At 60.3% G+C, this 9111-nt stretch carries 14 protein-coding genes and 1 pseudogene; 6 read left to right on the forward strand and 9 right to left on the reverse strand.

The annotated features are described in order from the left end of the window. The first annotated feature begins 148 nt into the window (after nucleotides 1-148). From PQT43_RS01050 to PQT43_RS01065, 4 genes are read left to right on the forward strand one after another with little or no spacing between them, the layout of a single operon-like run. On the forward strand, nucleotides 149-355 hold the full coding sequence (locus tag PQT43_RS01050) for a hypothetical protein (protein ID WP_253083672.1): 207 nt from the start codon (nucleotides 149-151) through the stop codon (nucleotides 353-355). Beyond that, nucleotides 352-621, forward strand: a complete 270-nt coding sequence (locus tag PQT43_RS01055; RefSeq protein WP_272753399.1) for a hypothetical protein — start codon at nucleotides 352-354, stop codon at nucleotides 619-621. The genes PQT43_RS01050 and PQT43_RS01055 overlap by 4 nt, the downstream gene beginning before the upstream one ends. Next, the gene (locus tag PQT43_RS01060; RefSeq protein ID WP_253083674.1) at nucleotides 618-809 is read left to right on the forward strand and encodes a hypothetical protein; all 192 of its coding nucleotides are present in this window, start codon (nucleotides 618-620) and stop codon (nucleotides 807-809) included. Before PQT43_RS01055 ends, PQT43_RS01060 begins: the two co-directional genes overlap by 4 nt. Continuing rightward, nucleotides 806-1294, forward strand: a complete 489-nt coding sequence (locus PQT43_RS01065; protein ID WP_253083675.1) for a BRO-N domain-containing protein — start codon at nucleotides 806-808, stop codon at nucleotides 1292-1294. The genes PQT43_RS01060 and PQT43_RS01065 overlap by 4 nt, the downstream gene beginning before the upstream one ends. On the opposite strand, the gene PQT43_RS01070 is transcribed toward PQT43_RS01065, so the two are convergent. The 3 genes and pseudogenes from PQT43_RS01070 to cysZ all read right to left on the reverse strand — a co-directional run bounded on the left by PQT43_RS01070 (nucleotide 1287) and on the right by cysZ (nucleotide 3461). Beyond that, nucleotides 1287-2300: a site-specific integrase gene (locus tag PQT43_RS01070; RefSeq protein WP_253083676.1), complete on the reverse strand. Its 1014-nt coding sequence runs from the start codon at nucleotides 2298-2300 to the stop codon at nucleotides 1287-1289. The genes PQT43_RS01065 and PQT43_RS01070 overlap by 8 nt on opposite strands. Nucleotides 2301-2432: 132 nt before the next feature. Continuing rightward, a pseudogene (locus PQT43_RS31275) lies at nucleotides 2433-2618 on the reverse strand (DUF6538 domain-containing protein); the annotation flags it as partial. A 93-nt stretch (nucleotides 2619-2711) separates the two neighbouring features. Then, nucleotides 2712-3461 (reverse strand): sulfate transporter CysZ, encoded by a 750-nt coding sequence (gene cysZ, locus PQT43_RS01075; RefSeq protein WP_102878389.1) that lies wholly within the window; start codon nucleotides 3459-3461, stop codon nucleotides 2712-2714. Between the two features lie 310 nt (nucleotides 3462-3771). On the opposite strand from cysZ, the gene trxB reads away from it, so the two are divergent. Then, complete coding sequence (gene trxB, locus PQT43_RS01080) at nucleotides 3772-4734, forward strand: thioredoxin-disulfide reductase (protein ID WP_060837566.1); 963 nt, start codon at nucleotides 3772-3774, stop codon at nucleotides 4732-4734. 147 nt (nucleotides 4735-4881) lie between these two features. Here the strand turns inward: trxB and PQT43_RS01085 are convergent, their stop codons facing one another. The 6 genes from PQT43_RS01085 to PQT43_RS01110 form a co-directional block, all read right to left on the reverse strand. Next, nucleotides 4882-5220 (reverse strand): HopJ type III effector protein, encoded by a 339-nt coding sequence (locus tag PQT43_RS01085; protein ID WP_272753400.1) that lies wholly within the window; start codon nucleotides 5218-5220, stop codon nucleotides 4882-4884. Beyond that, the gene (locus tag PQT43_RS01090; protein WP_110596025.1) at nucleotides 5213-5509 is read right to left on the reverse strand and encodes a DUF1244 domain-containing protein; all 297 of its coding nucleotides are present in this window, start codon (nucleotides 5507-5509) and stop codon (nucleotides 5213-5215) included. Before PQT43_RS01090 ends, PQT43_RS01085 begins: the two co-directional genes overlap by 8 nt. A 58-nt stretch (nucleotides 5510-5567) precedes the next feature. Further along, nucleotides 5568-5948, reverse strand: coding sequence for a dihydroneopterin triphosphate 2'-epimerase (gene folX / locus PQT43_RS01095; RefSeq protein WP_272753401.1), 381 nt, complete (start codon nucleotides 5946-5948; stop codon nucleotides 5568-5570). A gap of 2 nt (nucleotides 5949-5950) precedes the next feature. Continuing rightward, nucleotides 5951-6511, reverse strand: a complete 561-nt coding sequence (folE, locus tag PQT43_RS01100) for a GTP cyclohydrolase I FolE (RefSeq protein ID WP_272753402.1) — start codon at nucleotides 6509-6511, stop codon at nucleotides 5951-5953. Between the two features lie 23 nt (nucleotides 6512-6534). After that, entirely contained in the window at nucleotides 6535-7245 is a 711-nt protein-coding gene (gene folM, locus PQT43_RS01105; protein ID WP_267269388.1) for a dihydromonapterin reductase, read from the reverse strand. A gap of 125 nt (nucleotides 7246-7370) precedes the next feature. Next, the gene (locus PQT43_RS01110) at nucleotides 7371-7940 is read right to left on the reverse strand and encodes an antibiotic biosynthesis monooxygenase (protein ID WP_268561086.1); all 570 of its coding nucleotides are present in this window, start codon (nucleotides 7938-7940) and stop codon (nucleotides 7371-7373) included. Nucleotides 7941-8149: 209 nt separating this feature from the next. Here PQT43_RS01110 and PQT43_RS01115 point away from each other — a divergent pair, with 209 nt between their 5' ends. Further along, a complete protein-coding gene (locus PQT43_RS01115) occupies nucleotides 8150-9109 on the forward strand; it encodes a MerR family transcriptional regulator (protein ID WP_272753403.1) in 960 nt (319 codons plus the stop codon). Nucleotides 9110-9111: the final 2 nt, after the last annotated feature.

Below are 9111 nucleotides of genomic sequence, written 5' to 3' on the forward strand. Positions count from 1 at the left end.
GCGGGCACCCTTCTGCGCTTGCGCGGTCACTCGTCTGCTCCCCCCTGACTTTTTCACACGTTGAACACGTCAGCGACGTCATGAAGCTGGGCGAGCAGCTGTTCGTCAGGATCGACGTGAACATGCAGCACGTAAACGGAGCCTCCGCATGAAAGCCTTCAACAACATCCTGAAGGGCTTCCAGAAGGTGGTCCAGCAGCTGGAAGACCTGGCCAAGCGCAACCACGACCAGGCCGACCTGAAGGTGGAACAGGCTGAAGCCCTGGACGACCAGGCGAACGCCCTTCGTGACGAAGCCAAAGCCGCCGAGAAGGCCGCAACCAACATTCGCGGGCTCCTGGAGGGCAAGGTATGAATACCAATCCTGACCATCCGTACATCGTCAGCATGCGCAAGTGCATGTTGGAACAACGCGACGAGTTGAACGACCACGAAAGCATCCTGGTCCACCTGTTCGAACTCGCCGTGCCTGACCGGGCGGTGAACGACCCGAAGCTGTACTGGGAGCAGTACATCGCCTGGTACAAGGCCCGCCTGGACGCCTCCGAGAAGTACTGGGACTACCCCGCCCAGGCCACCTCCGAGAAGTACAAAGGCCCTTCGGTGGAGGCCCGGGTATGAAGCGTCGCATGGATCAAATCCTGGAGCTGTTCCAGGAGCTGCTGGAAGCCGATGGCCACGACGCTGACAACATCGAGCTGGCTGTAGAGACCGCCCGCCCCTTCTTCGGTGACGACGTCCACTACCTACCGCAGAACCTGGGCCGCGTCATGGAAGCCCTGGGCGATATCGAGGCGGTGTCCCAATGAACCAGGTGCAAAACTTTGCCTTCGGCCTGATGAACATCCGCGTCATCGAGCAGGAAGGCCAGCCCTGGTTTGTAGGGGCTGATGCCCTCAAGGCCGTCTATGGCCGTACCACGGGCATGGGCAACATCTACGCCCGCCTGGGGGCCGATGAAGTAACCAAAGTGAAGCGGTTTAACTTAGAGGGCATGTACGGGAAAGACATGGTCCTGGTCAGCGAGGCCGGCCTCTACAAGCTGGTCATGCGCAGCGACAAGCCCGAAGCCAAAGCCTTCCAGGATTGGGTCACGCGGGTAGTCCTCCCAGCCATCCGCAAGGACGGCGCCTATGTCATGGGCGAGGAGAAGGTAGCGACCGGCGAGCTGTCCGAAGACGAGCTGGTCATGCGGGCTATGACCATCATGACCCGCAAGGTCGACCGTCTGACCCAGGAGCGCGACCAGCTGGCCCGGGACAAGCTGTGGAGCTGTACCGACCAAGTCAGGTGACGGCGACAAGGGCGGGCAGTAGGCCGGCTTCGCGGGCAATGCTCGGGAACTTCTTCAGTTCCTCTGCCATTCTCGATAAAGGATTGTTCCCATACTTGTCGCCTTCATCGCCCGAAGCATGTCCAGTTATCCAGTCGCTGACTTCCTTCGGGATACCGACCTCTCGGCCTATAGTCTTGAACGTATGCCTGAAGCCATGAAGCGGACTACGTCCCTCGCGATACACTCCCCACCGCTGCGTCATAGGGCGCCACATCTTGGAGATAATCCCGGCAAACCCATCTGACACCTTGAGTAACTGAGGGAATACCCGGGTATTTGCGTCCTTATCGCGTACTAACTCCAAAATGCCCAATGCAATCAGATCATCATGCAAAGGGACGTCGCGTCGGCTGCTATTGGTCTTGACCGACTTGTCTGGACGGTCGTCGATTATTCTTATAAACCAACGTCCCTCCGAAGTTTGGCGCACGTCATTCACATAGAGCTGCGCAACTTCCTCACGTCTAGCTCCTGTGTAGGCTGCTATCAGAGGCAACCAGAACAAAGCGTTGCCGGGACGGCCTTCAGAATGTCGAAGACAGGCGAAGTCTGGTTGGCTGAACATCTTCACTAGTTCTGCCCGACTGTAACTCCTGTTGTCATCAAAACTGCGTGGTGGTTTTGCTGCCCCAAGGCGCTTATTAATTCTGGATGTGCTGACGGGGTTGGTCTGAATAATTCCTGCATCTACTGCGAAGGAAAGCACGGAGGATAAGCGGGCCACTGCCAGGCGGACTGTCGAAGTAGCCATAGGTCTCCCTTTACCTTGTGCTGACTCTTTCGATAGACCCGTAGCGAAGGCCTGTATTTCAGAGGCTCCAATGTTGCCCACCATCATGTCTCCCATGGCTTTGGTGAAGCGTTCGACCGCTCTTCCATAATCGACCACATGACGACGGTGAACGTATTCAGAGCGCCCTGACAGTGTTAGCGACTCGGCGTAGCGCTGGAAGACCTGCGACAAACGTACTCCGGGCTCTATGCCTGCAACCTGCTGGGTTTGGGGCTCTGGTGAGATTGTTGGGGCATGTACGGGAGGTGCAACAGGGCGTAGCTGGCTGATTTCTGCCTGCCTTCCGTTGCCACGTGCTTGTTGAAAAAGATGCTCCGATTCTGCGTAAGCAGACGCGAACGCCACTTTGGCTAAGCGATGGTCGCGTGTCCGGAGTGAACGTCGTATTTCAGTTTTCCCCAGGATGGGGCGCAGTGACTCAGGGACTACTCGTCTTAGGTAGTAAATCCCAGAGTCTGGATGTCTGAAGGGTTGAGCAATAAGCGCCATGTTCTGTACCTGCGTTCTGTATCAGTTAGCAGGAAAGGGGGACGCTTACGGCTTCAGCTTTCGGCTTCGTCAGCGTGTTATGACACGCCAGCCTTATTTGGCCGGCAGGTTCTCCATCCCGCGCTCACGCACCCAGAACAGCGTCGCCCCGGCCACGGCGGCTGGCATCATCAGGATGTTGACGAAGGGGATCATCAGCGCCAGGTAGACGATGCCGCCAAAACCCAGGCTCTGCCAGCGCTTCTGCCGCAGCCAGACGATCATCTCCTGCCAGCTCATCTTGTTGTTATCCGCCGGGTAGTCGATGTACTGGATGGCCATCATCCAGACGCCGAACAGCAGCCACAGCGGCGCGGCAATCAGGTTGACCACCGGGATCAGCGACAGGATGAACAGGCCGATGGCCCGGGGCAGGAAGTAGCCGAGCTTGCGCATTTCCCGGGATAGGGTGCGGGGGATCATGGCGATCAGTTCGCCCCAGCTGAAGGGCGGGAAATCGTCGGTGCCACGGACCACGATTTCGACTTTTTCCGATAGAAAGCCGTTGAAGGGGGCGGCAATGATATTGGCCAGCATGGTGAAGGTGAAAAACACCATCAACACCACCAGCACCATGAACAGCGGCCAGAGGATGTAGCTCAGAAAGCTCAGCCATTGCGGCAGGGTCGGCATCAGGGTGTCGATCCACAGGCTGAACTGGTGGCCGGCGAAATAGATCAATCCGACGAACAACACCAGGTTGATCACCAGGGGCAGTAGCACGAACAGGCGCAGGCCGGGACTGAGGACCAGCTTCAGGCCTTCACGCAGGTATTGCGGGCCGGACAGTACGGGGGCGGGCATAGAACGCTCCGAGCAGATGGAAAACGCGCCGACCTTACCGGCTTTGCCCGGGGGGCGAAAGCACCGTGAACAGGTCGACATCAACGGTAACAAAGACCCTTTCAAATGGGCCTGCTGAGGATAGAGACCGCCTATGAGCTGGATTGTTAAACCGTATTTCCTTAATCTTCGCCCCCTCTATACGCTTCACCCATTATTTTTTGGACGGTCGAGTTCAAGCCTTCCCCAAGGTTTCGCCGTCCTTTTTTATTCCAGCCGGCAATCCGGCGTTCCGCGCCAGGGCACCCGGGCCGGTCGATAGGAGTGAGTCATGTCTGAAGTACGCCATTCGCGTGTGATTATTCTCGGTTCCGGCCCTGCCGGTTACAGCGCCGCCGTCTATGCCGCCCGTGCCAACCTGAAGCCGCTGCTGATCACCGGCATGCAGGCCGGTGGCCAACTGACCACCACCACTGAAGTCGACAACTGGCCTGGCGACGTGCACGGCCTGACCGGCCCGGCGCTGATGGAGCGGATGCGCGAGCATGCCGAGCGTTTCGAAACCGAAATCGTCTTCGACCATATCAATGCCGTGGACTTCGCTGCCAAGCCTTACACCCTGACCGGCGACAGCGCGACCTACACTTGCGACGCCCTGATCATCGCCACCGGCGCCAGCGCCCGTTACCTGGGCCTGCCTTCGGAAGAAGCGTTCATGGGCAAGGGTGTATCGGCCTGCGCTACCTGTGACGGTTTCTTCTATCGCAACAAACCGGTGGCGGTGGTCGGTGGTGGCAACACCGCTGTCGAAGAAGCCCTGTACCTGGCCAACATCGCCAGCACCGTGACCTTGATCCATCGTCGCGAAACCTTCCGCGCCGAGAAGATCCTGATCGACAAGCTCAACGCCCGCGTGGCCGAAGGCAAGATCATCCTCAAGCTCAATGCCAACCTGGACGAAGTCCTGGGCGACAACATGGGCGTGACCGGTGCGCGCCTGAAGAACAACGACGGCAGCTTCGACGAGCTGAAAGTCGACGGCGTGTTCATCGCCATCGGCCACACCCCGAACACCTCGCTGTTCGAAGGCCAGTTGACCCTCAAGGACGGTTACCTGGTGGTGCAGGGCGGTCGTGACGGCAATGCCACGGCCACCAGCGTCGAGGGCATCTTTGCCGCTGGCGACGTGGCTGACCACGTTTACCGTCAGGCCATCACCTCGGCCGGCGCCGGCTGCATGGCGGCACTGGACACCGAGCGTTACCTGGACGGTCTGCAGAACGCAGCACACTGATTTCCAGGCGATAAAAAAACCGGCGCAAGCCGGTTTTTTTTATGGGTATTGCACGGTAGGAGCCTGCTTGCCGGCGAAGAGGCCTTCGGGCCTTGCGCCGCCTGTGCTGACGCCTTCGCTGGCGAGCCCGCTCCTACAGAGTACGGTTCAGCGGCGAGTCAGCGGCTGGGCGGCGAACTTGACCCCGGCCAGGCCGTGGGCGATTAGGGCGCGGATATTGCCGTGGTCAGTGCCTTCGGGGGTGGCCAGTACCGAGCGGTAGTGCTCGCCGAAGGCCAGCAGGGCTTCTGTGTCGCTCAGGCCTTCCAACAGGGCCAGGCCCAGGGTCTTGCACGAGCCTTCGTTCTGCCCGGCGGCGTTTTCCACGCCACCGTTGTTGAAGGCCTGAGGCTGGTAGTCGTAACCGGTGGCGACAAAGGCCAGGGTGTCGGCAAAAGCGTGTTCACCGCTGTTCAGGCTGGCGCGCAGGGTGTTCAGATCAATCATGGGACTTTCCTTTGGCGAACGCCGCTTGCTGCTCGGCGCTGGCTTCTTTCTGGTAGAGATTTTTCCATTCGGCGTAGGGCATGCCGTACACCACTTCACGGGCGTCATCGAGGCTGACCTCAATCTGGCGTTCGTCGGCCTCGGCCTTGTACCACTTGGACAGGCAGTTGCGGCAGAACCCGGCCAGGTTCATCAGGTCGATGTTCTGCACGTCCTTGCGGTTGTCCAGGTGGGCCACCAGGCGGCGAAAGGCCGCGGCTTCCAGCTCCAGGCGTTGTTGTTCGGTCATGTGACTCTCCAATGCAGCGGCAAGCGCCAAGACAGGCGCTTGCCGCTATGGCTGTTCTCTATGCGCCAGCGCGGCTGGCCGCGAGGGTGATCGATACCGATTCGGCAAAGCGCAGGGCGTGGGGTTTGTCGACTTCGACTTCGGCGTACTGCACCGAGAGGTTGCCCATCACCAGGTCCAGCAGTTCCTGGGTCAGGCGCTCCAGCAAGGCGAAGCGATTGCCTTCGACGTGGGCAATGATTGCCTTGGTGATGGTGCGGTAGTTCAGCGCGTGATCGATGTCGTTATCGCGCACCGCATCCTGGGCGGGGTACAGGATGGTCAGGTTGATCAGCACATCCTGCTTGTTGCGAATCTCTTCCTCGTTGATTCCGATATAGGTCCGCAGGAGCAGGTCCTTGACTCGGATACGAGCCATTCCTGGCTGAAGTTGTGGCATTGCTACTTGCTCCGTCCAATCAATTGCAGGAATTCCTGGCGAGTGTTGCTCGAGTCGCGAAAGGCGCCGAGCATCACCGAGGTGTGCATGGTGGAATTCTGTTTCTCGACGCCGCGCATCATCATGCACATGTGCTTGGCTTCGATCACCACCGCGACGCCCGCGGCCTGGGTCACGCTTTGCACCGCGTCGGCGATTTCCCGGGTGAGATTTTCCTGGATCTGCAGGCGTCTGGCGAACATATCGACGATCCGGGCGATCTTCGACAGCCCCAGCACCTTGCCGGTAGGAATATAAGCCACATGGGCCTTGCCGATGAAGGGCAGCAGGTGATGTTCGCACAGGGAGTACAGCTCGATGTCGGCGACTATCACCATTTCGTCGCTGTCGGAGGCGAACAGTGCGCCATTGACGATCTCGTCCACCGACTGGCTGTAGCCATGACACAGGTACTGCATGGCCTTGGCCGCGCGCTTGGGGGTGTCGAGCAAACCTTCGCGCTCGGGGTCTTCACCGAGGCCCTTGAGGATCTCGCGGTAGTGTTGGGGCAGGGAAAGGCTCATGCAAGGTCCTCGTGGGGGCCGGCTTATTTGACGTGCCGCCCGCCGTTGACGGTCAAGGTGGTGCCGGTGACATAGGGGTTGTCCAGCAGGTAGCGCAGGCTCTGGTAGATCACTTCGCTGCCGGGTTCGATGCCCAGGGCGGATTTGGCCAGGGTCTTGGCGCGGTACGCTGCGTCGTCGTCGGGGTTGAACAATAGCAGGGCCGGAGCGATGCCGTTGACCTTGATTGTCGGGGCGTATTTTGCCGCGAAGGACAGGGTCAGGCTGTCCAGCCCGGCTTTGCTGGCGCAGTAGGCGATGTGCTTGCTGCTGCCCTTGCGGGTCACGTCGTCGCTGATGTGGATGATGTCCGCCGGGCTCGAACGCTGCAGCAACTCTGCGCAGTGCAGGTTGATCAGGTAGGGCGCGAGCATGTGCACGCTGAACATCCGGGTAAAGGCCGCGCTTTCCTCGCCTGGGCTTTCTTCCAGCCACTCTGAGGCGTTGTGGACGATGGCCCGCAAGCGGTCGGTGTGGTGTTTCACCTCGCTGATCAGGGCCAGGATTCCGGCTTCGCTGGAGAAGTCGGCATGCAGCAGGATCGCGCCCTTTTCCCGCAAGGTCTGCAGGCCTGGGCGGTCGCTGCGGTAAGTGACGATCACCGGCTGCCCGTCTTCCAGCAGGCGCAGGGCGCAATGCAGGCCGACACGCTGGCTGGCACCAGTGATCAGGATCGGAGCGGAGGAGGTGTTCATGAAGGGCTCGCGTCGCGGGTAGGGGAAAACTATACCAGCGGCGGGATGGGTTGTGCCTGTTGCTCGGGGGCTGCGCTGGCAAGCCAGCTCCTACAGGGCGATGTAGGAGCCGGCTTGCCGGCGAATCACGGATTCTGCGTCGAGGCGCTGGTCGGCAGCGGGCGCGCAGGTGTGCTGTTGAGCCAGTTAGCCAGCAGGCGGGTGGACATCGGAATGAAGAGGTAGACCATCAACGGGGTCAACGCCAGGGTGCTGACAAACACTCGGGGCAGCAGGCTCAGGTCAGTGAGCAGGGGACCTAAGACGAAGTTGAACAACAGCGACACCGGGAAGAACGCCAGCCAGATGGCCACGGCCTGTTTCCAGCGCGGTGGTCGTTGTCCGGCTGCGCCGAACCAGCCATCGATACCGCTGACGCGATGTTCCGATGGGTGGGCAAACAAGTCGCTGCCCCGGGCCAGCCAGGCGGTGCGCGAGGCGGAGTGTTCCCAGGTGTGCAGGGTCTGTTCGTCGGCGAAGCGGAAGATGATCTGGAATTCGTCGTCGTCAGGTGGTGGGGCCAGAACGCCGGAACCCAGGTAGCCGGGAAAGTCGGTGGCCAGTTGTTCGCCTTCGCGCAGCCAGGCGATCAGGTCCTGGTAACGGCCGTCGGCAACGCGCCGGGCAACCATCAGGGTGACGGGTGAGGTAGACATTATGTATCTCCGTAAACCAATGCGCGGCCTGGGTAAGGCAGTCGCTGACGTGGCACCGGGGTAGTGGGCCGCGCCTGAATCAAGCAAGGATTATTCCTGATTGGTGCGAGGCTACCAATGACACCGGTCGGTTTTTCTCGCGCTTGAAGCATTTGCACCTGGGGAGAGTAGAATGGTCGCCACTTTGTTTACTGGTGTTTTCTCCCCAGATGCCCGTCATGACTGAACCTGTCCCTGTTGCTCCGGCTCCTGACCCTGCCCGTCAGGATGAGCTGTTTCCGATCCGTGAAGTGGCGCGCTTGACCGGAATCAACCCGGTGACCCTGCGGGCCTGGGAACGACGCTACGGTCTGATTCAGCCGACGCGCACCGAAAGCGGGCATCGCCTGTATTCCATGCACGATGTTGAGGCGGTGCGGGAGATTCTGGGTTGGATCGAGCGCGGTGTGGCGGTAAGCAAGGTCGGCAAGATTCTGGCCAAGAGCCGGGCAGACCAGGCTCAGGCCAAGGTGGCGGTGGACGACGGCCTGCAAGGTGAATATGGCCAGTGGCGCGATCAGTTGAAGCTGGCGGTGAGCGCTTTCGATGAAGAGCAACTGGAGCGTCTCTACGGCCAGGTCTTCTCCAGCTACGCCTTGCCGGTGGTATTCCAGGACATTTTCCTGCCGTTCTGGAAGCAACTGCTGCAGGACCGGGAGACTTTCGGTCAGACCAGCGAGTGGTTGTTTCTGGATGGTTTTTTGCGGGCGCGGATCACGCAAAGGCTGTTGTTGCAGCGTGCCACTCAGAACCGGCAACTGCTGCTGACGACGCTCAGCCCGCAGTGTCGCGAACTGGAGCTGCTGGTGGCGGCACTGATGCTCGGGCATGACCAGGTCGGTGTCCGCCTGCTGGGGCCTGGAGCACCGCTGGATGAACTGACCCTGGTCTGCGAAAAACTCAAGCCTGTGGCTCTGGTGGTGTTCTCCAATCACGCGCCGACGGCGGAGTTGCCCAAGCGCCTCAAGCGTCTGGCGCTGACTCTGGACTGTCCATTGATGCTTGCCGGAGATGCGGCGGACCTGGCTCAGGAAAGCTTCAGCGGTTCGCCGGTGGCGTGCCTGGGAAATGAGGGGCGCCTGATGCAGAAGCGCCTGCGGCAGTTCCTCAGCGGTCGCCTGGATACCTGAAA

The sequence above is a fragment of the Pseudomonas sp. BLCC-B112 genome (assembly GCF_028550695.1).
Lineage (GTDB): Bacteria > Pseudomonadota > Gammaproteobacteria > Pseudomonadales > Pseudomonadaceae > Aquipseudomonas > Aquipseudomonas danubii.

Bases quoted from the DNA above. Each gene is read 5' to 3' on its own strand.
- cysZ (WP_102878389.1), bottom strand. From the start codon at position 3,461: ATGCCCGCCCCCGTACTGTCCGGCCCGCAATACCTGCGTGAAGGCCTG.
- PQT43_RS01115 (WP_272753403.1), top strand. From the start codon at position 8,150: ATGCCCGTCATGACTGAACCTGTCCCTGTTGCTCCGGCTCCTGACCCT.
- folE (WP_272753402.1), bottom strand. From the start codon at position 6,511: ATGAGCCTTTCCCTGCCCCAACACTACCGCGAGATCCTCAAGGGCCTC.
- PQT43_RS01065 (WP_253083675.1), top strand. From the start codon at position 806: ATGAACCAGGTGCAAAACTTTGCCTTCGGCCTGATGAACATCCGCGTC.
- folM (WP_267269388.1), bottom strand. From the start codon at position 7,245: ATGAACACCTCCTCCGCTCCGATCCTGATCACTGGTGCCAGCCAGCGT.
- PQT43_RS01050 (WP_253083672.1), top strand. From the start codon at position 149: ATGAAAGCCTTCAACAACATCCTGAAGGGCTTCCAGAAGGTGGTCCAG.
- PQT43_RS01060 (WP_253083674.1), top strand. From the start codon at position 618: ATGAAGCGTCGCATGGATCAAATCCTGGAGCTGTTCCAGGAGCTGCTG.
- trxB (WP_060837566.1), top strand. From the start codon at position 3,772: ATGTCTGAAGTACGCCATTCGCGTGTGATTATTCTCGGTTCCGGCCCT.
- PQT43_RS01085 (WP_272753400.1), bottom strand. From the start codon at position 5,220: ATGATTGATCTGAACACCCTGCGCGCCAGCCTGAACAGCGGTGAACAC.
- PQT43_RS01110 (WP_268561086.1), bottom strand. From the start codon at position 7,940: ATGTCTACCTCACCCGTCACCCTGATGGTTGCCCGGCGCGTTGCCGAC.
- PQT43_RS01090 (WP_110596025.1), bottom strand. From the start codon at position 5,509: ATGACCGAACAACAACGCCTGGAGCTGGAAGCCGCGGCCTTTCGCCGC.
- PQT43_RS01055 (WP_272753399.1), top strand. From the start codon at position 352: ATGAATACCAATCCTGACCATCCGTACATCGTCAGCATGCGCAAGTGC.
- folX (WP_272753401.1), bottom strand. From the start codon at position 5,948: ATGCCACAACTTCAGCCAGGAATGGCTCGTATCCGAGTCAAGGACCTG.